This window comes from Bacillus sp. FSL P4-0248 (genome assembly GCF_038593305.1).
Classification (GTDB): Bacteria; Bacillota; Bacilli; order Bacillales; family Bacillaceae; genus Bacillus; species Bacillus safensis.
Genome location: NZ_CP151983.1, coordinates 1,020,193 through 1,047,155 on the forward strand (window position 1 = coordinate 1,020,193; position 26,963 = coordinate 1,047,155).

A 26,963-nucleotide genomic window follows, 5' to 3' on the forward strand; every position below is an offset into this window, starting at 1 on the left:
TAGATCGAATGGACTAAAAAATATGATAAAAAGATGATTTTTAATAAATTTTGAAAAAATCCTGTCGTTTCTTATATGTTGGTGATAGATTAATAGTATCTCAAATAACCAAATATTAACACAGGAGGAAATGAAGTGTCAGGAATTAGTGAAACACCTTTAGATTCATACGTCATTAATCAAACAACAATGGCGGTCCTTCCAGTTGAAGAAGGAAAAAGAGTATATTCAAAAGTTATAGAAAGAGAGACAAGCTTTTACGTTGAATTAAAGCCCCTGCAAATTATTGAACGCAGCTGCAGATTCTTCGGCTCAAGCTATGCAGGCAGAAAGGCGGGAACATACGAAGTAACAGGAATTTCTCACAAACCCCCAATTGTGATTGACTCATCCAATCATCTGTATTTTTTCCCAACCTATTCATCCAACCGTCCTCAGTGCGGCTGGATCTCCCACAAATACATTCATACCTTCCAAGAATCATCCCTCGGAGACACGGTGGTCACCTTTACAAACGAGCAAACCGTCAAACTTGATGTCTCATATAAATCATTTGAGAGTCAGGTGCACCGGACAGCATATCTCCGAACGAAATTTCAAGATCGTCTCGATGGAGGTCTTCCGAAGAAACAAGAATTTATGCTGTATCCAAAAGAACAGCAGCTCAATCTCGTATACGATTTTATATTAAGGGAGCTTCGAAACAAATATTAGTCAAAAGCCAGCGGCAGAGCAGCCGCTGGACCTCTTATCCAGCATGAATGAAATGCAAAAAGGCGCCGCTACATCATAAAGAAGAATTCATTGAAACCAAATACGTATGTCTCGTCGTCTATTGGTTGTTTGGGAAATGACAGGGAAATGTGAATCCTTAGACATATTTTCATTCATTTATCCATAAATCACAGAAGAGACACGAGCTTGTCTGTTACAATAAAAGAAATCTTATGTGGTAAAGGATGCTTATATTTGACCGATATGAACGAATGGGATGAAGAAATGGAGGCTCTGTATGAAAAAACAATCACATTTGGTGCTGCTATTTATCCTAACTTTGACATTACTAGCAGCCTGTCAGCAAGCAGGTCAGCCGCCTTCAAAGCAAGACACAAAAGAAGCTGCTTATGAACAATGGGTGCAGTCTTATATGGATGAGTTAAATAAAGCATATGAAAATATGACCGGTCAGTTTATCTCAGATGGACATGGAAAGATCCAAACAAATAAAAAATTGACAGAAGCGACGAAAGCATTTGATCGTGTGATTCAAAAAGGGCTTGATCATCAAGAAGTTCCAGCTGCTTACCAAAAGGCCGATCAACAATTAAAGACAGGCCTTGCTTCATTTGAAAAAGGGATCAGTAAGGTGGAAAAGCTCTTGAAGCATCCCGATCAAGAAAAGCTGTTTATTTCCGCTACCCATCATTTTCAGGATGGCTTGCAGCAGACAGCCGCATTTATGGAAGAAGTAGGTCAGATTCAGCAATCATCCTAAAAAAGCCTGGAAGTAAACCTTCCAGACTTTTTTAGATGTGAAGGATTTTCTTTAAACGGCGAACGCCCTCTTGAATCATGCTTTCGTCCGTACAGGCGAATCCTAGCAGTAATCCCTTTCGATTGCTTTCAAAACAATAAGGACTTAATGGATAAATGCCAACGCCAGCTGCTTTTGCTGCCTCAATGCTTCCTTTTTCATCAAAGTCTTGCGCTCCTTCTAAAAAGACATGAAGGCCCGTATCGGTTCCGTAGATACGGAAGTGTTTGTCAAAGTGATGTGTCAAAAGGGCTTCCATCATGGCTGCCTGTCTTTTTTTATACAACTGTCTCATTCGCCTGACATACCGCGTGAATTCTCCTTCTTTGAAAAAAGAAGCGAGTGTGATTTGTTCCATAATGGGCAGCTGCCTTTGAATGAGTGATTGCAGTGCGGCAATTTCTTTCATGACTGCTTTGGAGCCGACAATGGCAGCCAGGCGGATGCCAGGTGCCAGCACTTTTGAGAAGCTTAAGATGTAAATCACATGCTCGGGTGCTTCTGAAAATAGGGAAGGGAGCGGCCCGCCATGGTAACGATAATCCCCATCAAAATCATCCTCTAATATATAAGACTGATGGCTGACAGCAAACTTCAGCAGCAGCTGCCTTCTGTTTACACTCATACATACTCCAGTTGGACGCTGATGGGAGGGCGTCACAGCAATCAGTTTTGTTCGCCGGGGCAATGTGTTCACCACCATTCCTTCTTCATCAACTGGTGCGGGGTGAATGTTCATTTCGCGATGCATAAACGACAGCCTTGCCCCAGGGAAACCTGGATCTTCAACAGCCACTGTATCACCTTTTTTAAGCAATACCTGTGAAATCAAATCAATGGCTTGCTGCGTACCACCTGTTAACACCATTTGATCTTCTTCTACATCAATCCCGCGTTCAACAGATAAATATTGGCGTATTTCTGAACGCACCTCCCATAATCCATGCGGTGAGGAATAGCCCCAATCCTTCATATCTAATCGCTGTAATGCTTTCATGAGCGAGCGCTTCCATATGTTTTGAAAGTGTGCATCGATGGCTGGCTCCTGATGACGAAAATCAATATCAAGCTTCTCATGAAATTGATTGGCTGACAGCCAATGATCCATTTGTTTTTCGGCTTCTTCAAAGTGAGGTCTTGTCGGAGGTGAAAAAGGCGGTTCACTTTGATAGGGAGGGGAAGCTGTATATTGATCGCTTGAAATGACCTTGGTACCGCCTCTTCTAGATGTGCTCACGTAACCTCTTGCCAGCAGCTCATCATAGGCAAGCTGTACGGTTGATCTTGATACATTAAGCTCCTGTGCTAACACTCTTGTCGGTGTTAACTGATCGTCAGGATGCAGTTTTTGTGTATGAATTTTTTGAATGATCTCAGTCACGATTTGCTGCCAGAGCGGAGTAGCGCTTGAACGGTCTAAATGAATATACATCGTGCACCTTCTCTCGTTTTCACATCATAAGTTGATGATGACACTGAATTATGGACTGGTCAATAGTGTCATTTTTGGATGTAGGAAGTAAGCCAAATGGTGTGTACACTGTTCTCATATGCAATGACATAGAGGAGAGAGTCAAATGATCCCAGCATCCAAAGAGGAAACGGCACACTTATCCATCATCCCGTTTATTTTCGTTTTACTTGGTCTTTTTATGATTACGATTGCTGTGAATCTGCAAGTGCCCCTTTATACGGCGTATGCAGAACACGCAGGGTACGGAAAGGCGGCAACAGCACTTGTATTTGCCGCGTATGTCTTCGGACTTATTCCAGTTTTGCTTTTTCTTGGCGGCATTTCTGACCGGGTTGGACGCAAACCGATTTTATTGGTTGCGCTTAGCTTTTCGTTATGTGCCACCTTGTTGATGATTATCCACCCTTCCATACAGATGCTCTTTGCTGCCCGGCTCTTGCAAGGTGTCGGACTTGGTCTTAGTGTTGGAACATGCACCGCATATTTGATTGCTTTATATCCAGAGAAGTCAGGCTGGATTCCAACTTTTATTGCACTATGCAGTTCGGTTGGATTTGGGGGCGGTGCTCTTTTTACGGCACTTCTTTCTTTTCAGCGTGTGTCCCTCACGCCGCTTAGCTATTGGATTGTGCTGGCTTTTTTGATCTTAACCATTGTGGGTGTCTTCTTTTTCGTGCCGCCTGTCCAAGGAGATTCAGGTAAACCGATGATGAACATGCCAAGATTTCCAAAAGGAACAATGCCGGCGAATGCAGCCATTGCTATCGCATGGTCGGTGTGCGGCCTTGTCATTTCAATTTTGCCAGCACAGCTTAAACTAAATGGTTATGAATTGTGGGTAGGGCCAGCGCTCTTTTTAATTAATATGGCAGGTGTCCTGATGCAGCCCTTTGTGCGCAAGATGAATAGCAGCACAGCGCTCCTTTTGGGGGTTATCTGTCTTCCGTGCGGATATGGCCTCTTACTATACGGTGCAAGCAGCGGGTCTATTTTCCTTGTACTTGCCGGAACGATGCTGGCGGGTACTGCCTGCTATGGATTTACTTATTTAGGTGGCCTTCAGCTCATTGTTGAGCGAGGGAAAAAGGAGGCGGCTAGAGCCGTTGCAGGGTATTACTTGTTTGCCTATTTAGGACTTGGTATTCCGAGTGTTTTTGTTGGACTCTTTGCTGATATATACGGTACTCAGATCGTGTTAACCCTCTTTCTCTTGATCGTTTTGGCTGCCTGCCTCATTCTCTTGATCTCAGGGGTCAGGCAGAAACAAAAGTAAGATGTCCATCTTTCTCTTTCTCTTCCAATTCGTTTAAAATATAGGCAAGAGAGGGGAAGATGAACATGAAAAAAGTGCAGCTTGATGGCGCAGCGTGCAGGTCGCAAGAAGAGCTTCATGACCAGCTAAAAACAGTTTTACACCTTCCTGACTATTACGGAAAAAATCTTGATGCCCTTTGGGACTGTTTGACAGGCGAGGTGACTCTTCCAGTTGAACTGACATGGGTGAATTTTCAAACGAGCAAAGACGCTCTTGGTGATTATGCTGAGAACTTGCGTCAGTTATTTCAAGAAGCAGAAGAAGAACTGAATGGACAATTTCAATTGAATATTCAATAAGAGAAAAAGCAGCCGCTGCCGCAGGCTGTTTTTTGAGTTTTCGTCTTTTTTATACCGCTATTGAATATTTCACTAGATGTGATAATATATGAACTGTCGCTTAATTGATAATGATAATCATTTATGGCGGATAGAGCTTGATAGAAAGTGAGAAACCTGTATGAAGTTGTATCAATTAAGTTTGTTATTTGTATGTTTGGCATGTATATCTCTGTTTGTCGGTGTACAGGATCTGTCCATTTTAGAACTGTTTCATTTAACAGATGAACAAGTGCACACGTTAGTTTCAAGCCGCCTCCCGCGTCTCGTGAGTATTGTGCTTGCTGGTATGAGCCTTAGTTTATGCGGCTTTATTATGCAAAGCATGACGAGGAATAAATTTGTTTCACCAACCACTGCAGGAACGATGGATTGGGCGAAGCTTGGTATTTTAGCAGCAATGCTTGTTTTTACACATGCGAATCCGCTTATGAAAATGGGGATTGCGTTTCTATTTACTTTAGCTGGGAATCTTCTTTTCTTAAAAATCCTGCGGCATATCAAGGTGAATGATACGATTTATGTACCATTAGTCGGCTTAATGTTTGGGGGGATTGTCAGTTCAATATCTACGTTTATAGCCTATAAATATGATTTGATCCAAAACGTATCAGCATGGCTTCAAGGGGATTTTTCTCTTATTGTCCAAGGGCGTTATGAACTGCTCTATGTGAGCGTTCCACTATTGATCATTGCGTATTTATATGCTGACCGCTTTACAGTGGCAGGCATGGGCGAGAGCTTTGCTGTCAACTTAGGTTTAACGTATAAACGTGTGATGGCAGTTGGTTTGGTGATCGTTTCAATGATTACGTCTGTCACCATTTTAACTGTCGGGATGCTGCCATTCCTTGGATTAATCATTCCGAATATTGTTTCGATCTACCGCGGCGATCACTTGAAAAAAAGCCTCCCGCATACAGCTTTACTAGGAGCTATTTTTGTTCTGATTTGTGATGTGCTCGGAAGGGTGATCATTTATCCATATGAAATATCAGTTGGGCTCATGGTAGGCATCATCGGGAGTGCGATCTTCCTGTACATGTTATTAAGGAGGAAACGCTATGCATAAGAAACGTATATTATGTCTGATTGCAGCCATTGCAGCCGTGTTGATCGTAATTTTTATTACCTTTCAAATGGGCTACTGGCCGTACACAGTCCCAAGCCGTTTAAAGAAAGTGCTTGCGATGACATTAACGGGAGGCGCGATTGCCTTTTCATCTGTTGTCTTTCAAACTTTGACCAACAATCGAATCTTAACGCCGAGCATATTGGGCTTAGACGCACTGTACTTGTTTTTGCAAACAGCGATTATTTATGTGTTTGGGTCGACTCATTTAATGATCGTCAATAAGAATCTTAATTTTTTCCTTTGCGTTGGGCTGATGATTCTATTTTCTGTATTGCTGTATACAGTCATGTTCAAACGCAAAAATAAACACATTTTCTTACTTCTGCTTGTTGGAATTGTGTTTGGGACATTATTCAAAAGTCTTTCTTCGTTTATGGAAATGCTGATCGATCCGAATGAATATCAGGTCGTACAGGATAAATCCTTTGCAAGCTTTAATCACATGAACACGGACATCTTACTGATCGCTTCTGTTTTATTTGCGGCGCTGTGTGTTTACATTTGGACATTCCGCTCCAAATTAGATGTCATGTCTCTTGGCAAGGAACATGCGGTGAATCTAGGCATTGACTACGACAGCATCACAAAAAAAATGCTGATCGTGATAGCTGTCCTTGTGTCTATCGCAACGGCACTTGTCGGACCAATTACGTTCCTCGGCTTACTCGCCGTAAACGTCGCACGAGAGCTTTTTCGGACATACCGGCATACATACTTGCTATTAGGCTCTTTTTTTATCAGCGTGATTGCCCTTGTAGGCGGGGAATTTCTTGTAGAAAAGGTATTTACTTTTCAAACGCCGCTTAGTGTGTTGATTGATTTAGTCGGCGGACTGTATTTTATTTATTTACTGTTAAAGGAGAGTCGTTCATGGTCTTGATGAAGGGCGTCAGTAAGGCGTATAACGGAAAAACAGTGCTTCACGACACAACGATCAGTGTGAAAAAGGGACAGCTGACGTCTCTCATTGGTCCGAATGGTGCGGGAAAAAGCACGCTTTTATCCATCATGAGCCGGCTGATTCAGCCAGACTCAGGTGCAGCTTATTTAGAAGACAAGCCATATAGTGCATACCCTCCGCAGGAACTTGCAAAGAAGATGAGTATTTTAAAGCAGGCCAATCATATGAATGTGCGGCTGACCGTTCGGGAGCTTGTCAGCTTTGGCCGTTTCCCTTACTCGCAGGGTCATCTGACAAAAGAGGATGAGAAGATGATTGATGTGTCCCTCCAATACATGAAGCTTGCCGATATCCAGCATCAATATGTAGATGAACTGAGCGGTGGACAAAGACAAAGAGCTTTTATTGCAATGGTGCTGGCGCAGGATACAGATTATATTTTCTTAGATGAGCCTTTAAACAATTTGGATATGAATCATTCTGTCGAGATGATGAAGCTCTTTCAGCAGCTCGTCAAAGATCTTGGGAAAACAATTGTTGTGGTTCTTCATGATATTAACTTTGCCTCTGTGTATTCCGATCATATCGTCGCCTTAAAAGATGGACAGGTCATTAAAGAAGGTGGAGTGGACGAAGTGATTCAAACAGATGCACTTGAACAAATTTATGACATGCGCATACCGATTGAAGTTATTCGTGGTGAGCGCATTTGCTTATATTTTTCTTAAAAAAATGAAGAGGTGATTACGTATGAAAAAATGGACTTGGATGATGACTATATTAATAGCAATCGTGGTACTCGCTGCCTGCGGGAACCAAGGGAAAACTGAAGGCACAAAAGGGGAAACCGTCACGGTAAAAGACATACTGAATAAAGATGGTGTAAAGATCAAGAAAAACCCGAAAAAAGTGGTCGTGTTTGATATGGGAAGTCTTGATACTTTAGACAAAATAGGTGTGAATGTAACAGCTTTACCGAAACAAGCGGTGCCTAAATATTTATCAAAATATGAAGGAGACAAATATGAAAATGTCGGCGGATTAAAAGAGCCGAACTTTGAAAAAATTGCAGAAATTAAGCCGGATTTAATCATTATCCAGCACCGTCAAGCAGATGCATTCGATGAATTTTCTAATATTGCCCCTACGATTTATATGGATGTAGACAATGCCAATTATATGGAATCATTTAAAAAGAATGCCAAAACTTTAGGCAAGGTTTTTGATAAAGAAGACAAAGTTAAAGAAGAACTTGCAGCCATTGATCAAAAAGTGGATGCTTTAAAGAAAGAAGCAAAAGAGTTAAAGAAAAATGGGCTGGTGATCATGGCGAACGACAGCAAAATGACAGCGTTCGGACCTAAGTCAAGATACGGTCTCATCCACGATGTGTTTGGTATCACACCGGCAGATCAAAAGCTTGAGCCATCTGATAAACACGGTCAAAGCATTTCGTATGAATACATGGTCAAAACGAACCCAGACTATCTATTTGTCGTTGATCGAGGCGCAGCGATCGGAGAAGAAACGTCTGCGAAACAGCTTGTTGAGAATGATTACGTGAAATCAGTCAAAGCGATCAAAAACAACCATGTGGTGTATTTGAACTCTGACATGTGGTATCTATCCGGCGGCGGGCTTGAATCATTATCTGCCATGATTGGTGAAGTAAAACAAGGTATTAGCCAAAAATAATGAACGAAAGCTGCTCATCTTGAGCGGCTTTTTTATTGTGGATTCATAAAAATATGTTGCGTGCAGGAAACTTTCATCAAAATATGTTATAGTGGAACCTACATTGATAGACTAAGATAGAGTGAGGGTTCGGAAAGGATGAAGGAAAAAAGATCAAAAAGAAGACTAAGGCCTTGGGTAAAAGCCGTGCTGTTTATCATGGCATTTGTCATGGTGATGGCAGTGTCCGTGACTGGATACGCATACTATAAAATTTCAAAAGCGTCGAATAAGGCGCAAGTATCATTAGAAAGAGGAGACACCTCGCAAAAGCGTGTGAAAGCTTTTGATCCAGGAAAGGACAGCTTTTCGGTGCTGCTGCTTGGAATTGACAGCCGTCCAGGTGAAACGGTAGATGAAGCAAGAAGTGATGCGGTCTTACTGGCGGCGGTGAACCGAACAGACAAAACCATTAAGCTTCTCAGTATTCCTCGTGATTCTTATGTAGATATACCGGGAAGAGGATATGATAAAATTGCTCACGCCCATGCGTTTGGGAGTGCAGATTTGTCAGTCAAAACGGTCGAAAACTTGTTGAACATTCCTGTAGACTATGTGATTTCAGGGAACTTTAAGGCGTTTCAAGACATTGTGGATGAGCTAAATGGAATTGACGTAACGATTGAAGATGAAAGCATCGCAAAACAGATGGAAAAGGATTCAAAGGGAAAAGTTCAAGTGCAAACAGGCACTCATAGACTGAATGGCGAAGAAGCTTTGGCCTTTGTGAGAACGAGAAAGGCTGATAGTGATCTCATGCGCGGAAAGCGCCAAATGGAAGCACTTCAAGCCATCTTTGAAAAATCTAAATCGATTTCTTCGATCCCGTCATACGACAACATCATTGATACGCTTGGTGATAATGTCTCAACCAACCTTTCCATGAAACAGTTCATCGGTCTTTTTCCATTACTGAGCTCATTGAAATCAGTGGATACGATTCAGCTAAAGGGCCATGATTATCAGCCTGGGAATGTGTATTACTTTGAGTTAGATGGACCAGGATTAGAAGAAGTTAGAACAGAGCTGAGAAAACAGCTTGAATTATCATAAATAAGAAGGAGCCTGCCGCCGCGGCAGGCTTTTTTTGCATGGGTACCGCGCCGCATTTCAGCAAGAAGTTAATTTGCTTGATGCAGAAAATATGCAGTCAGCAGTTCCTCTACCCGGTGACGTATACGCGGATTAAAGTATTTATGCTTTTCTTCATAGCCATTTATGATAAATAGATACGTTGTAAATCCTTCATCGTGTTCAATTTGCTGTACTTTCATATTTTCTTTACGTAAATGCTGCTTCAGTTCGTAAAGTGCTTTCTGTGCTTCCTTTAACACAGAGGTCACAAGCTGAATGTATGGTTCATTTAGTTTAAATGTTTGATGTTGTTTTAAGTGTGTCAGGTCACGATTGAGGATGGAGATGACCATTGGAAGAAAGATGGCCTGTTCCATCATCTTAAGCTGTATTCTTGATAGTCTTGTCATGTCCAAGCCTGCTTTCTTTATGAATAGAACAAATGTTCTTGTTTATTATATCGAATGAGTCAAACAATCTCAAGGGGGCGAGTGGGATTCATTTGTATATTTTTATGTTTTCCATGTAAAATGAAATGTAGACAAACCTTGAAGGAGTCAAACAAGTTGACATCATTTCTTTTTCTATTTACTCATGAAAATATCACATCATTTTTTGAAAGCTACAAGGCTTTTGGACCAATTGTCGCTATATTGCTTCCTCTGATTGAAGCATTTCTTCCGTTTTTACCACTTGTGGCGTTTGCGGTGGCCAATGCAAATGCATTCGGCCTTTGGGAAGGCTTTTTATTAACCTGGATCGGTGCAAGTGCAGGGTCTATTCTTGTCTTTTTACTGATCAGAAAATTTGGACAGATGAGAATGCTGAACTTTATCAGCAGACACCCTTCCATTAAGAAATTGATGCTTTGGGTAGAGAAGCGGGGATTTGGTCCGTTATTTATTTTACTCTGCTTTCCTTTTACACCTTCTGCGGCTGTCAATGTTGTCGCAGGCTTATCAAGAATTAGCATGTGGCAATTTTCATTAGCTGCTTTAGCTGGTAAGTGTGTCATGCTCTTTATCATTAGTTTTATCGGTTATGATCTTTCTGCTTTAGTAAAGAATCCGTTAAGAAGTGTTTTTGCGGTTCTAGTTATCGTTTTATTATGGTATGTTGGAAAGAGAGTAGAAAATAGGTTGAATATTCGAATGAGCAAGCGTGAGGACAAAGGAGGCTCTTAATGAAAAAGAAGCCATTGCTGTGGTTGATGATTATTACATGCATCGTCTTATTGTTCCAGGTAAAGAATTTCATGTTTGTGAAGTATAAAGTAGAAGGGGTTAGTATGGACCCTACATTTACAGATGGAACAGAATTATTAATCAACAAGTTCTCGCCAAAACTCACGAAAATTAGCCGGTTTGATTATGTGTTATTTCACGGACCCAAAAATCAAATTTTGATCAAACGGGTCATTGGGCTCCCAGGAGAATCGATCAAGTATGTAGATGATCAGTTATTTGTCGATGGGGAAAAATGGAAAGAACCCTATTTAAAAGAGCAGAAAAAACATAAAATGGGGAATGTCCTGACAGGAGATTTTCAGCTGAAAGCTATCACAGGACAAGATAAAATCAAAAAAAACCATTACTTCGTGATCGGAGATAACCGAATACATAGCTTCGACAGCCGGCATTTTGGAACGATTTCAAAGGATCAAGTAGTTGGTGTCAAAAGAAATCAGAATGAATAAAAGAAGAGGCGCTCTGCACATGCAAAGCGTCTCTTTTTTTATTTTGCGGCTTTATATTCAGGATGTCTTTTTGCCCAGACATGATGTAAGAATCGAAAAAACGGTGGCAGCATCGCAATGACAAGAATGATTCTAACGACTTGTACAGCTACTACAAAGGTTGAGTCCTCATGGAGTGTGACTGCTGTTGTTGCCATTTCTGCAATACCGCCAGGCGAAAAGGCAAGAATGGCTGTAATGACAGAAATGCCTGTGACCTCTGCAATGGCAATTGAACTGAGAACCGTTGCAGCAATCAGTCCAGCTGAGCTGACGACGGCCACAATTAACGTGTTTTTTAGCCCGACAAACATCTGTTTATTCATTTTTGAACCGATGGTTGCACCTAGAAATACCTGTGACGCGATATTCGCTTGTGCTGGCCAGTAAGGAATCAAATCATGACCTATGAGAGCACCTGCACCTACTTGAAGAGCTGCAACTCCTAACATACTGCCAATCAGCCAAGGGGCAGGGAAATGAAGACGAACCGCGAGGCGTGACATAAGCCAGGCACCTAAAATAAGTGCGATACTCCACGAGATATTTGACAGGGTGAAAACGCCGGATGAAAAGGCGCTCCCTTGCACGGTTGCAGCTGCATCCGCTGGATTTTTTGTATTTAAATAGAACACCGTAAATGGGATGGTGAGTACCACCATTAATACACGTGTTGTTTGTACGAGACTGACAACGGCTGTATTTGCTCCAACCTCTTGGGCAATCCCTGGCATAGCAGATAAACCGCCTGGTGCTGTTCCGACAAAGCTGGTCAGCATATCTGTTTTACTCAGCTTCCATAAGGCAAAGCCAGAGAGCATCGCCAGTAGAATAGAAAAAACGAGCATGAAACTCACAGGGAGCCAATGTTCAGTGAAAATATGAAGAACTTTCATGTTCATTTTCTGTCCGAGTTCGATTCCGAGAATAAATTGACCAAGGAGTAGCCATCTGCTGTGGATACGCAAGGTGTTGTTTCCTTTACGCTGAAACAGGGCGGGGCGTCGCATGGCAATAAATGCAGCCGTGATTAATGTTCCGATCATCCAGCCAATAGACATTCCTGTTAAAGACAAAAGAAATCCACCTAAACCGCTTATCGCGATCAAAATGAGATCGGTTCGAAGGCTGTTTCCTTGTTTCATCACATGTAAACCTTCTTCCTATAAATTTGTTCAGTAAGTGAAATGTTGTTATCTTCACTATAATACAAAAGTCTCTATAAATAAAATACGAATTTTTTTACCAATTTCATAAGATTATCTTATCGAGAATCAGATTGCCTATTGATATAAATAGGTTCGTAATTTTTACCAAGAAGCAAGGTAATATGCAACGATTTTCCCCTATTTTGGTTATCTGTTGACTATCATTTTCAATTACACTACAATCCTTAGTGTGAGGTGATGACATGAAAATTCCTTCTTTTAAATATAATGAAAAGGGATTGAATCGCTTTTTCGGTCCTTTAGAGGGAAGGATTATGGAGATCCTTTATCAAGGTGAGGGTATGCCGATTAAAGAAGTGCAGCAGAAGCTGTCAGATGAGAAGCCGATTAATTTCAACACGGTGATGACTGTGCTGAACCGCTTAACCGAAAAGGGAATTGTCGAGAAGAAAACAAAAGGGCGTTCATCTATTTATAATCCCATTTTAACAAAAGAAGAATTTCTAAATGAGCAGACAAAATGGATTACCCAAGGGCTGATGGACGATTTTGGTCCACTGGCAGTGAATCATATGGTGGATGCAATTGAAAGTGCTGACCCTGAATTACTCAAAGTGCTTGAAGCAAGGCTGGCATCCAAAAAAGAGGAGCAGCAAAATGAATAAAATGAAATCGAGCCTGCTGTTTTTAGGCGGTATATTGATTGGTTTAACGATTTTTTATCAGATGGGTTATTACGTGCTTTCAAGCTTTTTTGGCTGGAATCAAGCATATAATCTTATTCATGTATGCCAGTCTGTTCTCGAATTCTATGGATTCACTCCTTTGAAATATTTTCTAGATGCTTTAGTCCTCTACACACTGGGATTTGCGATTTTCTATATGACGAAGCAAATCAAAACGTACATTCAATTCAAGCAAAATCTGATGCTTGCAGTCGATTACAACTCGACCGAATCTTTATCTGAGAAATATGCAAATGACATCATTGTGTTTCATTGTCATGAACCGCTTGCTTTTGCCATGGGGATGCTTCACCCAAAGGTTTACTTATCAACGTCTCTCATGGACGTGCTGGATGAAGAGGAGATTGACGCTGTTGTTTATCATGAATTACACCACAAATACAGCTATGATCCTTTAAAGGCTTTCACATTCTCAATGCTCACAAAAGTTATTTGGTACATTCCAGTGTTAAAGCATATGAGACAAAGCTATTCCGTTTTTCGTGAAGTGATCGCAGATGACTATGCGATTCGGCAGACAGGCACTGAGCTTGGAGTAGGGCAAGCCCTTTTGAAGCTGATTAAAAAGAGAACGCAGTTTCAAAAACAAACGAAGTTTGCGGTATCCTTTGGAGATCGGGCATTGAATTTAAGAATACAGAAGATCTTAAATCCAACATACAATATTCCTTTCAATGTACCCATCATTCCCATTGTCACATCAACCATTCTCATGGTGGCCTTAATTATTATGCTTAACCTAAATTACTAATTTTTTTACTTATTAACATTACATTATGTAGTGTAAAAACAGGAGGAAATCACTATATGAAAACGAATCAAGAAATAGGAACACTTTTTGTACGTGTTATTTTAGGTATTATCTTCTTTCTACACGGACTTCAGGCATATCAAGGAGGTCTGGGGGGAACAGCGGCATTCTTTGGACAAATCGGTGTACCGGAATTTATGGCCTATATTGTAAAGACAATTGAGCTGGTCGGTGGTATCGCCTTGATTTTAGGTCTAGGAACACGTATTTTCGCAGCATTATTTGTACCAATTATGGCTGTGGCGATTATTACGGTTGGTTTTTCTAAAGGATTTGTTGGCGGTTATGAATTTGAACTATCGCTGCTTGTCATGGCCCTTTATTTAACACTCAGCGGCAGTAAGATGCTGTCCATTGATGGGTTGCTAAAACATCAGCAGCAAAGCAATGAAGCAAAATTTCATTAAACGATCATGAAAAAACTCCTTCTGCTATTTGTGGCAGAGGAGTTTTTTTATTTCTCAAATTGTCGTTTTCACGTTTGAAAAAGTGAAAGAGATGAGGGATTTATTGAGAATAGTATTTTATTTGATAGATTGAATGAACAAAAAGCCGATTTCATTTTTTGACGGAACATACGATCTCCTATTAAAATAGGACTATCTAAGACACATGGTGCGTTAAAAGATATAAAAACCATACCGCATGCTGCTGTTCATCTTGAGCGATACGTTTCATCAGCTCTTTTGTTCCTTGATCCCGGACATAATCTGATATCGTTACGTAAAAATCGACCGTTCTTTGTTCATCTTTAAATGCGAAAAGAAGCCCTTCTCTAAATTGATCTGGACAAGGTTCTGTTACGCTTGGTTTGTGATTTTTACCTGTTAAAGAATAATACAGCTTTGAAAATAGTTGATAGTGTCTGACTTCATCCTGGCGTATTTCTTGAATGATTTTTTTTGCCTCAGGAGTTTTTGCTCTTTGAGCAAGTTTTTCGTAGCATTGGATCGCAGAATATTCACCATTGATTGCTTTTTCAAGGTCTGAAATGATTCTTGTGTTTTGGCGCATGTCATATGGCGGGTAGTCGTAATAACCGTAATACATGATATTGCCAGCCTCCTTTGAGTTCATGATGGTTTATGATATGAGAAGAGTAAGGAAAGGTGCCTATATCTTTTTAGGAAGGAGAAGGGGAAAATAGCTATTTACTTTTATTTTCGCTAGAATATGAGTACATAAGAAAGGTGTTGTGGAGCGTGGAGATTCAGTTTTTAGCAGGCAGATCGGGGAGTGGAAAAACGACTGCAATCTTAGAGGAAATCAAAGAACAGCTTCGGCTTGATCCGTTGGGTCCGCCAATCATTTTTTTAGTCCCGGATCAAATGACATTCTTAATGGAATACGAGCTTGCAAAAACGTCTGAAGCTGGCGGGATGATCAGGGCCAAAGTATTTAGTTTCACGCGTCTTGCTTGGTCTATTTTACAGCAGACTGGCGGAGCGAACCGGCAATTTGTGACAAGCACAGGAATTCAAATGCTTTTAAGAAAAGTGATTGAAGAGGAGAAAGAAAAGTTTAAGGTATTCAAAAAAGCGAGTGATAAGCCGGGGTTTGTCGAGCAAATCGAAAAGACGATGGCTGAGTTCAAGAGATATTGCATGCTGCCTGAGGATATTGAAAAAATTTCATTATCGAGCATGCATTCAGAGTATACAGAAGAAAGACGGGCAGCCGAGAAATTGCATGATCTGCATGTTCTTTATCAGCAGATGGAGCAGCATTTACAAGATGAATATGTGCACTCAGAAGACTATTTGACGCTTCTCACGGAGCAAATTCCTTTATCTGATGAAATAAAAGGAGCACACATTTATATAGATGGTTTTTATCAATTTACACCGCAGCAGCTTCTCGTCATTGAACAGCTTCTGCTGCATGCTGAGAAAATAACGGCTGCTTTCACAGTGGATCGTTCCTATCATGATAAACAGCCAAATGAACTTGATTTATTTCGTATGACAGGTAAAACGTATTTCCAGCTCTATCAGCTTGCTAAAGAGTGCGGCGCGTCCATTTCTGAGCACATTTTGGAGAAAAATAACCGTCATCTTCATACGCCGGATCTTGCTTATTTAGAACGGCAATATGAGCAGAGACCGGTGAAGCCATATCAGGAAATAACCCCTCATCTCACAGTGTCTAAAAGTGCGAGTAAACGAGCTGAAATTGAGGGAGTAGCGAGAGAAATTCTTCATTTAGTGAGAGAAGAAGGACTTAGACTGCGAGATATTTCGATTGTAGCGCGGCATGTAGACGACTATAAAGATACGTTAAAAGAGGTTTTTCGAGATTACGATATTCCATTTTTTATTGATGGAAATGAATCGATGCAGTATCATCCGCTCATTGAATTAATTCGTTCAAGCTTGGATGTCATAAAAGGAAACTGGCGTTATGAGGCCGTGTTTCGCTGCGTGAAGACAGAGTTCTTATTTCCGCTCGAACTTGCCAAAAACAAAGCGAGAGAACAGGCAGACCAGCTTGAAAACTACTGTATTGCTTATGGTGTAAAAGGAGAATGCTGGACAAACGGTTCCCGTTTCCATTACAGGCGATTCCAATCCTTAGATGAGGATTTTGGACAAACAGATCAAGAAATTGAAATGGAACAGATGCTGAATGATGTAAAGGAATGGATCGCACCGCCGCTTTTCCAATTGCAAAAAAGGCTGAAAAAAGCGCAAAAGGTAAAAGACATGGTAGAGGCAGTTTATGTCTTCTTAGAGGAAATACAAGTGCCGGATAAACTTGAAAAGGCTAGGCTGGAAGCTGAAGAAGCAGGTAGATTAGCTGAAGCCATGCAGCATGGACAAGTATGGGATGCTGTTATTCAATTAATGGATGAATTTGTTGAAATGCTCGGTGAGGAGGAGCTCTCATTTCCTTTATTCCAACAGATGATGGATACAGGATTGGCCTCTTTAAAATTCGCTTTAATTCCGCCTTCACTCGACCAAGTATTTATCGGAAGTATGGATTTATCGAGAATGTATCAAGTGAAGTGTATGTTTATCATTGGGGTAAATGATGGCGTTATTCCCGCACGTCCTTCTGACGAAAGTGTTTTGTCTGAGGATGACCGGGAGTGGTTAAAACGAGCAGGAGCAGAACTCGCAGAGACAGGAAAAGAACGGCTGCTAGATGAGCAATTTTTAATTTACCAGGCGCTGTCGAGTCCATCTCATCATTTGTATCTGTCTTATTCAGTGTCAGATGAAGAGGGGCGCTCTCTATTGCCTTCGCCTCTTATCAAGTATTGTCAGGAGCTTATGCCAAATCATGAGCATGCTTTGTATGTGTTAGACCCGGAACAGCTGGATGACAAGGAGCAATTAAAATTTGTAGCGAATGAGCATGTCTCGTTATCGTATACTGTCTCGCAGCTGCAGCAATGGCTCAACCAATACCCCATCAGTGGTGTATGGTGGAGTGTCTATAATTATTTGATGACGTCATCTCATCGGGATGTATCAAAAAACATCTTGTCGAGTTTGTTTTTTACAAATCGAGCGAAGCGCTTAAAACCAAACGTCACAAAAGAACTTTATGGTGATCACATTCAAGGCAGTGTTTCAAGAATGGAGAAATTCAATGCGTGTGCATTTTCTCACTTTGCTTCCCACGGGTTAAAACTAAAGGACCGGCAATTTTATAAATTGGAAGCACCCGATATCGGCCAGCTGTTTCACTCGGCCTTAAAGCATATTTCAGATACGCTTGTTGAACAAAAAAAGGATTGGAAAAACCTAACGAAGGATGACTGTGTCAACTATTCAAGACATGCAATCGAACAGCTTGCACCGCGTCTTCAAAAGGAAATCCTATTAAGCTCTAACCGGCATGCTTATATTAAAGAAAAGCTCCAGAAAATCTTGATTCGAGTCTCTTCTATATTAAGTGAGCATGCAAGAGTGAGTGGATTTTCTCCCGTTGGGCTTGAGTTAGGCTTTGGCGGCCAAGGGCCACTTCCGCCGTTTACTTTTCAATTGAAAAATGGCTGCACGATGGAGCTTGTCGGAAGAATTGACCGGGTGGATAAAGCAGAAGGTTCAAAAGGGCTGCTGTTGAGAATCGTCGACTACAAATCGAGTGAGAAAGGCCTTGATCTAGCAGAAGTATACTATGGGCTCGCCTTGCAAATGCTCACATACTTAGACCTGACGATTACGTATTCAAAGGAGTGGCTCGGTGTAGAAGCAACGCCAGCTGGCATTTTATATTTCCATATTCATGATCCGCTCATTCAAGCACCGATTCCGCTTGCAGAGGATGAAATCGAGCAGGAAATATTCAAGAAATTTAAAATGAAAGGTCTTTTGCTTGAAGATGTAGAAGCGGTAAAGCTAATGGATCAAACGCTTGAATCAGGAAGATCACAAGTCATTCAAGCTGGCTTGAAAAAGGATGGGTCTTTCCGTTCTGACTCTGCTGTTTTAAGTGAAGATCATTTCCATATACTCACACAGCATGTTCGGCGCACGTTTGAAGAGGCAGGCGAAAGAATTACAAATGGCGAGGTAGCGATTAATCCATATAAATTGAAGGATCAAACACCATGCCGCTTTTGTTCATTTAAGTCTATTTGCCAATTTGATGAATCGATAGAGGATAATGAATTTAGAGTGCTTTCATCTGAAAAGGATGATGTTGTGATAGACCGGATCAAAAAAGAAGGGGATCAGTATGCAAATACCAAAACCGAATAACAGTACTTGGACGGATGACCAGTGGGAAGCCATCGTTTCAGAAGGACAAGATATCCTTGTTGCGGCGGCGGCAGGGTCAGGTAAAACAGCTGTTTTGGTTGAACGGCTGATTCGAAAAATGACCCGTCCTGAAGATCCAGTTGATGTGGATCGTCTGCTCGTTGTGACTTTCACAAATGCATCTGCGGCAGAGATGAAGCATCGGATCACAGAAGCACTTGAAAAGGAATTAGCTAAGAACCCCGGGTCCCTTCATATGAGAAGACAGCTGTCGCTCATGAATCGTGCCAATATTTCCACCCTGCACTCCTTTTGTTTGCAGGTTTTGCGCACCTTTTACTATGAGATTGACCTTGATCCAGGCTTTCGTTTGGCTGATCAAACAGAAGGAGAATTATTAGGAGATGAAGTGTTAGATGAACTGTTTGAGGATGAATATAAGGCTGGAAAGCCAGCGTTCTTTGAACTGGTTGATCGTTACACTTCTGACCGTCATGATTTAGATTTGCAATGGCTTGTGAAGAGAATTTATGAGTTTTCCAGATCTCATCCTTCACCTGAACAATGGATGAGGGCATTCCTTTCTCTTTATGATGTAGATGCTCAAACAAAAGTAGAACAATTACCGTTTTACCCATATATCAAAGAGGACCTTTCTCTCGTTTTTCGAAGCTGTCTTGAACTGCTCGAACGAGCTCTCGCCCTATCAAAAGAACCGGGTGGCCCCGCGCCGAGAGCAGAAAATTTTATAGATGATTTAGAGCAGATCAATGAATTAATCAGGCACCAAGATGATTTTGAGAAGCTTTACGAGCTTTTGCCAAACATCAATTTTAAAAGGCTCAAAACATGTAAAGGGGACGAATATGACCCTGTGCTGTTAGAAAAAGCCACAGATGCACGCAATCAAGCAAAAAAACAATTAGAAAAGCTCAAAGATGAATACTTTATGCGCAGTCCCGCCCAGCATTTGAACAGTTTAGCTGAAATGAAGCCGGTGATCGAAACACTTGTGGAGCTTGTCATCCAATTTGGACAGCGTTTCGAAAGAGCGAAGCAAGAAAAATCAATCGTGGATTTTTCGGATTTAGAGCATTATTGCTTACGCATTTTAGCAGAGCAGGACGCGGAAGGAAATTTGATTGAAACAGAAGCGGCCAAGTACTATCAACAGCAGTTTGAAGAAGTGCTCGTTGATGAATACCAGGATACAAACCTTGTACAGGAAACGATTTTAAGGCTTGTATCTAAAGGGGAACATGCTGCAGAGGGCAACCTGTTTATGGTTGGTGATGTAAAGCAGTCCATTTATCGTTTTAGACTGGCTGAGCCTATGCTCTTTTTAAACAAATATAAACAATTTACACCAGACGGCAAAGAAACAGGGAAGAGAATTGATTTAAATAAAAACTTCCGCAGCCGTTCAGATGTGTTAGACAGTACGAACTTTTTGTTCAAACAGCTGATGGGGGAAACAGTTGGAGAAATTGATTACGATGAACAAGCTGAATTAAAGCTTGGAGCTAGTTATCCAGAAAGCGAAGATACAACGACAGAAATGCTTCTTGTACATTTAGATCAACAGGAAGCAGAAACTGACGAAGAGCGAGAAGAACTAGAGACCGTACAACTAGAAGCGAGAGTCATTGCTAAAAAAATAAGAGAATTGGTGGAGCAGCCATTTCAAGTGTACGATGCAAAACAGCAAATGACCCGTAACTTGCAGTATCGGGACATTGTGATTTTACTTCGCTCCATGCCTTGGGCTCCGCAAATGATGGAGGAATTGAAGAAGCAGGGAATCCCTGTGTATGCGAATCTTTCCTCCGGTTATTTTGAAGCAACAGAGGTGTCTGTGATTCTTTCTCTGTTAAAAGTCATCGATAATCCATATCAGGATATCCCGCTTGCAGCTGTATTAAGATCACCAATTGTTCATTTAGACGAAAATGAAATGGCACTGATTCGCACGAGTGATAAAAAAGGCACTTATTATGATGCTGTGAAGGCATTTATGAGTGTGACTCATTCAGATCACCCTACATGCAAAAAACTAGAACGGTTTTTCAGGTTGCTGCGTAAGTGGCGTGATTTCTCCATGAATCATTCAGTAGCGGAATTGATTTGGGAAGTATACCGCGATACGCAGTATCTAGATTACGTTGGCGGGATGCCTGGAGGCAAGCAGAGACAGGCGAACCTCCGTGCTCTTTATGATCGAGCGAAGCAGTATGAAAAAGCTGCCTTTAGAGGGCTGTTCCGTTTTCTTCGTTTTATCGAAAGAATGCAGGAGCGTGGAGATGATCTTGGTGCGGCAAAAACGTTCAGTGAAACAGAGGACGTTGTTCGCATGATGACGATCCACAGCAGTAAAGGATTAGAATTTCCAGTCGTCTTTACCGCAGGACTCGGCAGAAACTTTAATATGATGGACTTAAACCAGTCCTACTTGCTTGATAAAGAATTAGGCTTTGGAAGCAAATATATTCATCCAGAGCTGAGAATTAGCTATGCAACATTACCGCTTGTGGCGATGAAAAAAAAGATGAGGAAAGAGCTATTATCTGAAGAGCTGAGAGTTCTATATGTAGCGCTCACAAGGGCTAAGGAGAAATTATTTCTGGTCGGCTCTGTCAAAAATCAGGTGAAGGCATTAAGCAAATGGCAAAATGCTGCAACCGGAGAGGACTGGCTCCTCCCTGATTTTGAACGTTATCAATCGAAAACATACTTAGATTTTATTGGTCCTGCTCTCATCCGCCACCAAGCAATGTCATCTATTTTAGAAGAAACAGGTGATGTTGTTCTGTCACACCCATCAGCATTCACGATCTCATTTACTCAAGCTTCCGATCTTCTAAAAGAAGATATGTCACTTGAAAAGAAGCAGCAGGACGAGGTGGTACAAGCTTTGATGGAAGGTCTGCCTGTTGAAAAATATGGTGATGCTGATGAGAAAGTAGCAGAGAGACTTTCATGGAGATACCCATACCTAGCGGCCTCACAAGTCGGCACAAAGCAGTCAGTTTCCGAGATAAAAAGAATGAAAGAAATACAGGATGAGTACAGTGTTCCTTCTTCTCTTCGAAAAGACCGTGCCACGATGTATGACCGGCCGGCTTTCATGAAGAAAAAAACACTCACTGCCGCAGAGCAAGGCACCGCAATGCATACAGTCATGCAGCATATTGCGCTTCCTTCTGACGAGCCCTTCGATGAAATCCGTATACATCAGCTGCTCGATTCCTTACAGCAGCGAGACTTGCTAACAGATGAACAAGTCCAGTCAATTGATCAAGAAGGAATTGCAGCTTTCTTCTCTACTTCTATTGGTCAAAAGCTGCGGAAAGCGGACTGGGTGAAACGAGAAGTGTCATTTAGTATGGTGTTACCTGTTAAAGAGGTATACAGCCATATTGATGCAGAGGGGGAGCCTGTCCTTATTCAAGGGATGATTGACTGTTTGTTTGAAACGGATGGAAAACTATATTTACTAGATTATAAAACAGATAGAGTGCAAGGCAGATATACAGACGGTCTTGAAGCAGCTGTACCTATATTGAAAAAGCGCTATGAAACTCAAATAGCGTTATATGCAAAAGCAGTAGAACGTTTAACAAACAGAACATTAGAGGAGAAAATTCTTTATTTCTTTGATGGTAATTTAGAAATTTCATTATAAATGTATCGGAATGAGAGGTGAATCACATGAGGATTCTGCATACGGCAGATTGGCATTTAGGAAAAACCCTTGAAGGCCGGAGCCGGCTTGATGAGCAAGCACAGTTTTTAGATGAGCTGAATCAAATCGTAAAAGACGAACACATTGATGTCATTGTCATGGCTGGAGACGCCTTTGATACAGTGAATCCGCCTGCTAGAGCAGAACAGCTTTTTTATGAAAGTCTATCCGCCTTATCAGATAAAGGAAAACGTCAGGTCGTGGTCATCTCAGGCAACCATGATAATCCGGATCGACTATCTGCCGCATCTCCTTTAACTAATGATCAGGGGATTCATTTAATTGGTTATCCGACAAATGACATCATCCGCGTCGATGTTCCTTCTTCAAGTGAACGTTTATCCATTGCAGCACTCGCTTATCCGTCTGAAGCGAGACTAAACGAGGTGCTGGCTGAAACATTTGAAGAGAAATTGCTTCGCGATCATTACAATTTAAAAATACAGCAAGCGTTCCAACATTTAAGCACTCAATTTCAAGCCGATACGGTCAATATCGCAACGAGCCATATTTATGTGGCAGGAGGAAGTCAAACAGATTCAGAAAGACCGATTGAAGTAGGCGGTGCATATACCGTTGCGGCAGAAAGCCTGCCAGAAGCAGCCTGCTATGTGGCCCTTGGTCATTTGCACCGCCCGCAAACCATCAAGCGTGCCAAAACGATTGCCCGCTATTCCGGGTCACCTCTTGCTTACAGCTTTTCTGAATCAGGATATGCCAAATCAGTCACAATTGTAGAGGCAAAACCTAATGAAAAAGCAAGCTGGAAAGAAGTGTTGTTATCAAGCGGAAAACCACTTGTGAAATGGAAGGCAACTGAGGGACTGAGTCAAGTGCACGAGTGGCTGGATGAAAAACGGGATCTTCAGGCATGGATTGATTTAGAGATTCATTTAACAGATCAGCTCTCCATAGAAGAGATCCATCAGCTCCGAAAGCAGCATAGCGGGTTTGTCCATATTAGACCGAAATTTAAAGAACTTCAGCAAATGGAAGAACAAAAGCAAGCCGAAAAGCTCTCAATCGAGGAGCGGTTCGTGAAATTTTATGAGCGCCAGACAGGCGGCGGTCTTCCTGATGAAAAAACAGTCAAGCTGTTTTTGGAGCTCGCCAATGAAATGCAAGAGGAGGAAGCGACTTGAAGCCGATTACGCTAACCATTAAAGGACTTCATAGCTTCAGAGAAGAACAAACAATTGACTTTAGCTCATTATGTGATGCAGGTGTGTTTGGCATTTTTGGACCGACAGGCAGCGGAAAGTCGTCCATATTAGACGCCATGACCCTGGCACTTTATGGCAAAGTGGAACGTGCGTTAAATAATACACATGGTATTTTGAACCAAGCGGAAGAGAAGCTGTCAGTTTCCTTTACGTTCGCTTTACAAAAGGAACACCACATTTCTTATAAAGTCGAACGTGCTTTCAAGCGGGCAGATGAAATGAAAGTCAGAACGACACTATGCCGTCTGATTGAAATTGGGGATACACAGACAGTTCTTGCAGATAAAGCGAGTGAGGTCAATCGTAAAATAGAAGAATTACTCGGGTTAACCATTGATGATTTTACGCGAGCGGTTGTCCTGCCTCAAGGGAAGTTTGCAGAATTCCTTTCCCTAAAAGGAGCCGATAGACGACAAATGCTACAGCGTTTGTTTAACCTGGAAAAGTATGGGGATCAGCTCGTTAAACGTTTGCGCGCAAAAGCGCAGAATCAGTATGGACAAAAAAATGAACTGCTTGCTGAGCTGAATGGCTTAGGAGAAGCTGGCCCAGAGGCGCTCGCAAAGGCAAAGGAAGCGGCTGAGCAGGCAAAGGCTATTTTTCATGAGAAAAAACAAGCACGGGATGAAGCGTTCACTGCTTTTACAAAGGCGCAAACAATTTGGCAGTATCAAAAGGAACGAGAAGCCTATGAGACGGAACTAAACCATCTGAATCAACTGGCACCATCAATGGAAGAAAAAAAGGTCAAGCTTCATATTGCTGAGCAGGCAGAGGCATTAAAGCCTTATGCGGATGCATTAACAAAGGCTGAAAATCAGCTTTCTCAAGCATTAAAAGAGAAGCAGGAAGCAGAAAATCAGCTACTGCATCAACGAACGATCTATGATCAAATGACGCAGAACTATGAGCAAGCAAGGCAAAAGAAAATAGAAACTGAGCCAGAACTTCTTCAAAAGAAAGAGCAGCTGCTTCAGCTAAAGGAAATTGAACGGAAAAAAGAGGCGGCTCTTCAGGAAAAGACGGCAATCGAACAGCGAAAAAACGATACAGCGCAGCAATTATTACAAAAAAAAGAAGAAGCAGACAATCTCCAATCTTTGTTAGAACGTGCACTGGCAAAACAAACACAGCTGAAGCGTGAGCTGGAGCAATTACAAGTCTCTGTAAAAGAACGGAAAAGTGTACAGGATGCTTTGCGTTTAAGCGAAAATGTTCAAAGAATACACCAAAGCATACACAAGGAAGAACAAAAGATGGAGGAGCTCAAAAAGCGATCAACACAGACCGCAGCAGCATATGAAAAGCTTCAAAAACAGCAAAAAGACCATCATGAAAAAATAGACCAATCGTTTCAAGCGATTGAACAGCTCTATTTCTATGTATGTGAATTCGAACGGGCTTTTACAGAATGGAGTAAAAGAGAACAAAGTCAGAAGCTCGCAAAATTAAAACAGCGTGATGCTGTTAGGGCGGCAGAATTAAGAAAAGAATTAGCGGCAGAGCTCGTAGATGGTGAGCCATGTCCTGTTTGTGGATCGATTCATCATGACCCAAAGGCATTGGAAAACAATGACCATGAAGAAACAGTGGCACAAATCGATGAAGTGATTCAACGGATGGACACAGAGCTCAAGCAGGCAGAGGAATATACAAGAGACATGTATGCCGCCAAGCAGTTATTGGAAACGCACGCCAATCAATTAGTAAAGCAGTTTGCCTTTTTATCTCAGAAAGCTCCAGGTGCGGAAGTTGCAGCAGCAGTAGAAGCAGTGCAAAAGCCGGAGTCCTTGCAGTATCTCATGCAAGAATGGAAAGGCTTGAAACAAGATATTCAAGAAGTTGAACGTAAACGAGCTCGTTTAATGGATGAAACATACGATCAAGCAGCAGAGATAAGCAAGACGAAAGATCAAATGACATTTGATCAGCAGCGTATCGAAGAATTAGACGGGCTGATCAAGGAGCTTCAATCTGAGCTTTCAGAGCAAACGTCTCAATTTGAACAGGCCTTCCCGCACTTTACATTGCACCAAGTACAAGAGATGCAAAAGCAGATCGACGAAAAGGACCAGCAAGCGGAAGGCTATAAAGAGCGTATTGAGAAAAGTATTTCATTTTTGGAAGAAAAACAGCAGGCAAAAGAACAGCTGCAAACAGCCATATATGATGTAGAGAAGGAACTTGATAAACTAGCGCATCAGCTAGAAAGCCAGCAGCAGCTCATTTATCAATATGAAACAGATTTAGGGAGATATCCATTGAAAGCTGTCTCTATTTCTGAAGAGCTGATCGAGGTTGAACACACGCTTGCTCGTCTCAATGAAATGGAACAGCAATCGTACAAGCAATTACAGCATGCGCAGGAGCTCTTTAGTGAAGCACAAAGTCATTTTTCAAGCTGTGAGCGTCAGCTTCAAGAGGCTGACCGGAGAAAACAAGAAGCAAGTGCAGCATGGGCTAAAGAATCGGAGTCTTCTCCTTTTGATAAGCCTCAAGAGATTGAATCTGCTTTTATGAATCAGGCAGTACGTCACTCGGTTAAACAGGAAATTGACGAATTTGAGGATAAAAGAAAGCAATGTGCCGCAAACTTAAAGCGAATTTCTGAGCTGCTGAAAGATGAGTCACTAGATGAAAAGCAGTGGACTGATATTCAACTGAGGAAAGAAGCGGCAGAGAAGGCATTGGAAGAAGCAACAGTGATGAGCGGCTCTGCATATGAACATCTGCGTGTAATGGAAGAGAATCACCAGCGATTTGCAAGTATTCATGAACGCTTGGCGGAGCTGCAGCAAGAAATTGATCGGCTCGATAAGCTGCAAACCGTGTTTAAAGGAAATACATTTGTTGAGTTCTTAGCAGAAGAACAGCTGGAAAGTGTCAGTCGTGATGCATCTGCCCGTCTTGGTATTTTGACAAGACAAAGGTATGCGATTGAAGTTGATTCAGAAGGCGGCTTTGTCATGCGTGATGATGCGAATGGCGGTGTCAGACGTCCAGTGTCCAGCTTGTCCGGCGGGGAAACCTTCCTGACGTCGCTTGCGCTTGCACTAGCTCTTTCAGCGCAGATTCAGCTGAGAGGTGAGTTCCCGCTGCAATTCTTTTTCCTTGATGAAGGCTTTGGTACCCTTGATCAAGACTTGCTCGATACAGTGATTACCGCATTAGAGAAATTACAGTCTCAAAACTTAGCTGTTGGTGTCATCAGCCATGTGGAAGAATTGAAAATGCGGCTGCCGAAAAAACTGATTGTCCATCCAGCAGATCCAAGCGGGAAAGGGACAACAGTCTCAATGGAATTAATGTAAATATTGAGG

22 protein-coding genes are annotated in these 26,963 nt (G+C 41.7%); 18 read left to right on the plus strand and 4 right to left on the minus strand.

All coding sequences use genetic code 11. The features are described 5' to 3' along the window. Window positions 1–135: 135 nt before the first annotated feature. The gene (locus NST65_RS05100) at window positions 136–714 is read left to right on the plus strand and encodes a competence protein ComK (protein WP_034282183.1); all 579 of its coding nucleotides are present in this window, start codon (window positions 136–138) and stop codon (window positions 712–714) included. A 298-nt stretch (window positions 715–1,012) separates the two neighbouring features. Beyond that, entirely contained in the window at window positions 1,013–1,495 is a 483-nt protein-coding gene (locus NST65_RS05105) for a hypothetical protein (RefSeq protein WP_034282182.1), read from the plus strand. 31 nt (window positions 1,496–1,526) lie between these two features. Here the strand turns inward: NST65_RS05105 and NST65_RS05110 are convergent, their stop codons facing one another. Then, window positions 1,527–2,966, minus strand: a complete 1,440-nt coding sequence (locus NST65_RS05110; protein WP_034282181.1) for a PLP-dependent aminotransferase family protein — start codon at window positions 2,964–2,966, stop codon at window positions 1,527–1,529. 145 nt (window positions 2,967–3,111) lie between these two features. On the opposite strand from NST65_RS05110, the gene NST65_RS05115 reads away from it, so the two are divergent. From NST65_RS05115 to NST65_RS05145, 7 genes are all read left to right on the plus strand, one after another. After that, complete coding sequence (locus NST65_RS05115; RefSeq protein ID WP_342489338.1) at window positions 3,112–4,281, plus strand: MFS transporter; 1,170 nt, start codon at window positions 3,112–3,114, stop codon at window positions 4,279–4,281. Window positions 4,282–4,346: 65 nt separating this feature from the next. Then, the gene (locus NST65_RS05120; RefSeq protein WP_065214458.1) at window positions 4,347–4,622 is read left to right on the plus strand and encodes a barstar family protein; all 276 of its coding nucleotides are present in this window, start codon (window positions 4,347–4,349) and stop codon (window positions 4,620–4,622) included. A 160-nt stretch (window positions 4,623–4,782) separates the two neighbouring features. After that, the gene (locus tag NST65_RS05125; RefSeq protein ID WP_041117046.1) at window positions 4,783–5,733 is read left to right on the plus strand and encodes an ABC transporter permease; all 951 of its coding nucleotides are present in this window, start codon (window positions 4,783–4,785) and stop codon (window positions 5,731–5,733) included. Further along, the gene (locus tag NST65_RS05130; protein ID WP_041117048.1) at window positions 5,726–6,676 is read left to right on the plus strand and encodes an iron chelate uptake ABC transporter family permease subunit; all 951 of its coding nucleotides are present in this window, start codon (window positions 5,726–5,728) and stop codon (window positions 6,674–6,676) included. The genes NST65_RS05125 and NST65_RS05130 overlap by 8 nt, the downstream gene beginning before the upstream one ends. Next, a complete protein-coding gene (locus NST65_RS05135; protein WP_041117050.1) occupies window positions 6,667–7,425 on the plus strand; it encodes an ATP-binding cassette domain-containing protein in 759 nt (252 codons plus the stop codon). The genes NST65_RS05130 and NST65_RS05135 overlap by 10 nt, the downstream gene beginning before the upstream one ends. Before the next feature lie 22 nt (window positions 7,426–7,447). After that, the gene (locus tag NST65_RS05140; protein WP_342489339.1) at window positions 7,448–8,392 is read left to right on the plus strand and encodes a siderophore ABC transporter substrate-binding protein; all 945 of its coding nucleotides are present in this window, start codon (window positions 7,448–7,450) and stop codon (window positions 8,390–8,392) included. Between the two features lie 138 nt (window positions 8,393–8,530). Continuing rightward, a complete protein-coding gene (locus tag NST65_RS05145; protein WP_034282168.1) occupies window positions 8,531–9,484 on the plus strand; it encodes an LCP family protein in 954 nt (317 codons plus the stop codon). 68 nt (window positions 9,485–9,552) lie between these two features. Here NST65_RS05145 and NST65_RS05150 read toward each other — a convergent pair whose 3' ends face one another. Beyond that, on the minus strand, window positions 9,553–9,915 hold the full coding sequence (locus NST65_RS05150; RefSeq protein WP_342489340.1) for a hypothetical protein: 363 nt from the start codon (window positions 9,913–9,915) through the stop codon (window positions 9,553–9,555). A 156-nt stretch (window positions 9,916–10,071) separates the two neighbouring features. Between NST65_RS05150 and NST65_RS05155 the strand changes: the two genes are divergently transcribed. Both NST65_RS05155 and lepB read left to right on the plus strand, forming a co-directional pair. Beyond that, a complete protein-coding gene (locus NST65_RS05155; protein ID WP_252050322.1) occupies window positions 10,072–10,689 on the plus strand; it encodes a TVP38/TMEM64 family protein in 618 nt (205 codons plus the stop codon). Next, on the plus strand, window positions 10,689–11,201 hold the full coding sequence (lepB, locus tag NST65_RS05160; protein WP_034282162.1) for a signal peptidase I: 513 nt from the start codon (window positions 10,689–10,691) through the stop codon (window positions 11,199–11,201). Before NST65_RS05155 ends, lepB begins: the two co-directional genes overlap by 1 nt. A 38-nt stretch (window positions 11,202–11,239) precedes the next feature. Here lepB and NST65_RS05165 read toward each other — a convergent pair whose 3' ends face one another. Then, window positions 11,240–12,385, minus strand: coding sequence for an AbrB family transcriptional regulator (locus NST65_RS05165; protein WP_034282161.1), 1,146 nt, complete (start codon window positions 12,383–12,385; stop codon window positions 11,240–11,242). Between the two features lie 266 nt (window positions 12,386–12,651). On the opposite strand from NST65_RS05165, the gene NST65_RS05170 reads away from it, so the two are divergent. From NST65_RS05170 to NST65_RS05180, 3 genes are read left to right on the plus strand one after another with little or no spacing between them, the layout of a single operon-like run. After that, complete coding sequence (locus tag NST65_RS05170) at window positions 12,652–13,074, plus strand: BlaI/MecI/CopY family transcriptional regulator (RefSeq protein ID WP_034282159.1); 423 nt, start codon at window positions 12,652–12,654, stop codon at window positions 13,072–13,074. Beyond that, window positions 13,067–13,906: a M56 family metallopeptidase gene (locus tag NST65_RS05175; protein WP_342489341.1), complete on the plus strand. Its 840-nt coding sequence runs from the start codon at window positions 13,067–13,069 to the stop codon at window positions 13,904–13,906. Before NST65_RS05170 ends, NST65_RS05175 begins: the two co-directional genes overlap by 8 nt. A gap of 56 nt (window positions 13,907–13,962) precedes the next feature. Continuing rightward, window positions 13,963–14,373 (plus strand): DoxX family protein, encoded by a 411-nt coding sequence (locus tag NST65_RS05180; protein WP_034282155.1) that lies wholly within the window; start codon window positions 13,963–13,965, stop codon window positions 14,371–14,373. Between the two features lie 196 nt (window positions 14,374–14,569). Here the strand turns inward: NST65_RS05180 and NST65_RS05185 are convergent, their stop codons facing one another. Further along, window positions 14,570–15,016 carry a ferritin-like domain-containing protein gene (locus NST65_RS05185; protein WP_342489342.1) on the minus strand — a complete coding sequence of 149 codons (447 nt, stop codon included), beginning with the start codon at window positions 15,014–15,016 and terminating at the stop codon, window positions 14,570–14,572. Window positions 15,017–15,168: 152 nt separating this feature from the next. Here NST65_RS05185 and addB point away from each other — a divergent pair, with 152 nt between their 5' ends. The 4 genes from addB to NST65_RS05205 are packed head-to-tail and all read left to right on the plus strand — an operon-like array spanning window position 15,169 to window position 26,954. Beyond that, window positions 15,169–18,678 carry a helicase-exonuclease AddAB subunit AddB gene (addB, locus tag NST65_RS05190; protein ID WP_342489343.1) on the plus strand — a complete coding sequence of 1,170 codons (3,510 nt, stop codon included), beginning with the start codon at window positions 15,169–15,171 and terminating at the stop codon, window positions 18,676–18,678. Continuing rightward, window positions 18,656–22,360 carry a helicase-exonuclease AddAB subunit AddA gene (addA, locus tag NST65_RS05195; RefSeq protein ID WP_326135023.1) on the plus strand — a complete coding sequence of 1,235 codons (3,705 nt, stop codon included), beginning with the start codon at window positions 18,656–18,658 and terminating at the stop codon, window positions 22,358–22,360. Before addB ends, addA begins: the two co-directional genes overlap by 23 nt. 26 nt (window positions 22,361–22,386) lie before the next feature. Continuing rightward, on the plus strand, window positions 22,387–23,562 hold the full coding sequence (sbcD, locus tag NST65_RS05200) for an exonuclease subunit SbcD (RefSeq protein WP_326135024.1): 1,176 nt from the start codon (window positions 22,387–22,389) through the stop codon (window positions 23,560–23,562). Further along, window positions 23,559–26,954, plus strand: a complete 3,396-nt coding sequence (locus NST65_RS05205) for an SMC family ATPase (RefSeq protein WP_268436393.1) — start codon at window positions 23,559–23,561, stop codon at window positions 26,952–26,954. Before sbcD ends, NST65_RS05205 begins: the two co-directional genes overlap by 4 nt. Window positions 26,955–26,963 lie beyond the last annotated feature (9 nt).

Coding starts and splice junctions, on each gene's coding strand:
- NST65_RS05105 (WP_034282182.1), top strand. CDS start 1,013: ATGAAAAAACAATCACATTTGGTGCTGCTATTTATCCTAACTTTGACA.
- NST65_RS05110 (WP_034282181.1), bottom strand. CDS start 2,966: ATGTATATTCATTTAGACCGTTCAAGCGCTACTCCGCTCTGGCAGCAA.
- NST65_RS05115 (WP_342489338.1), top strand. CDS start 3,112: ATGATCCCAGCATCCAAAGAGGAAACGGCACACTTATCCATCATCCCG.
- NST65_RS05120 (WP_065214458.1), top strand. CDS start 4,347: ATGAAAAAAGTGCAGCTTGATGGCGCAGCGTGCAGGTCGCAAGAAGAG.
- NST65_RS05125 (WP_041117046.1), top strand. CDS start 4,783: ATGAAGTTGTATCAATTAAGTTTGTTATTTGTATGTTTGGCATGTATA.
- NST65_RS05130 (WP_041117048.1), top strand. CDS start 5,726: ATGCATAAGAAACGTATATTATGTCTGATTGCAGCCATTGCAGCCGTG.
- NST65_RS05135 (WP_041117050.1), top strand. CDS start 6,667: ATGGTCTTGATGAAGGGCGTCAGTAAGGCGTATAACGGAAAAACAGTG.
- NST65_RS05140 (WP_342489339.1), top strand. CDS start 7,448: ATGAAAAAATGGACTTGGATGATGACTATATTAATAGCAATCGTGGTA.
- NST65_RS05145 (WP_034282168.1), top strand. CDS start 8,531: ATGAAGGAAAAAAGATCAAAAAGAAGACTAAGGCCTTGGGTAAAAGCC.
- NST65_RS05150 (WP_342489340.1), bottom strand. CDS start 9,915: ATGACAAGACTATCAAGAATACAGCTTAAGATGATGGAACAGGCCATC.
- lepB (WP_034282162.1), top strand. CDS start 10,689: ATGAAAAAGAAGCCATTGCTGTGGTTGATGATTATTACATGCATCGTC.
- NST65_RS05165 (WP_034282161.1), bottom strand. CDS start 12,385: ATGAAACAAGGAAACAGCCTTCGAACCGATCTCATTTTGATCGCGATA.
- NST65_RS05170 (WP_034282159.1), top strand. CDS start 12,652: ATGAAAATTCCTTCTTTTAAATATAATGAAAAGGGATTGAATCGCTTT.
- NST65_RS05175 (WP_342489341.1), top strand. CDS start 13,067: ATGAATAAAATGAAATCGAGCCTGCTGTTTTTAGGCGGTATATTGATT.
- NST65_RS05180 (WP_034282155.1), top strand. CDS start 13,963: ATGAAAACGAATCAAGAAATAGGAACACTTTTTGTACGTGTTATTTTA.
- NST65_RS05185 (WP_342489342.1), bottom strand. CDS start 15,016: ATGTATTACGGTTATTACGACTACCCGCCATATGACATGCGCCAAAAC.
- addA (WP_326135023.1), top strand. CDS start 18,656: ATGCAAATACCAAAACCGAATAACAGTACTTGGACGGATGACCAGTGG.
- sbcD (WP_326135024.1), top strand. CDS start 22,387: ATGAGGATTCTGCATACGGCAGATTGGCATTTAGGAAAAACCCTTGAA.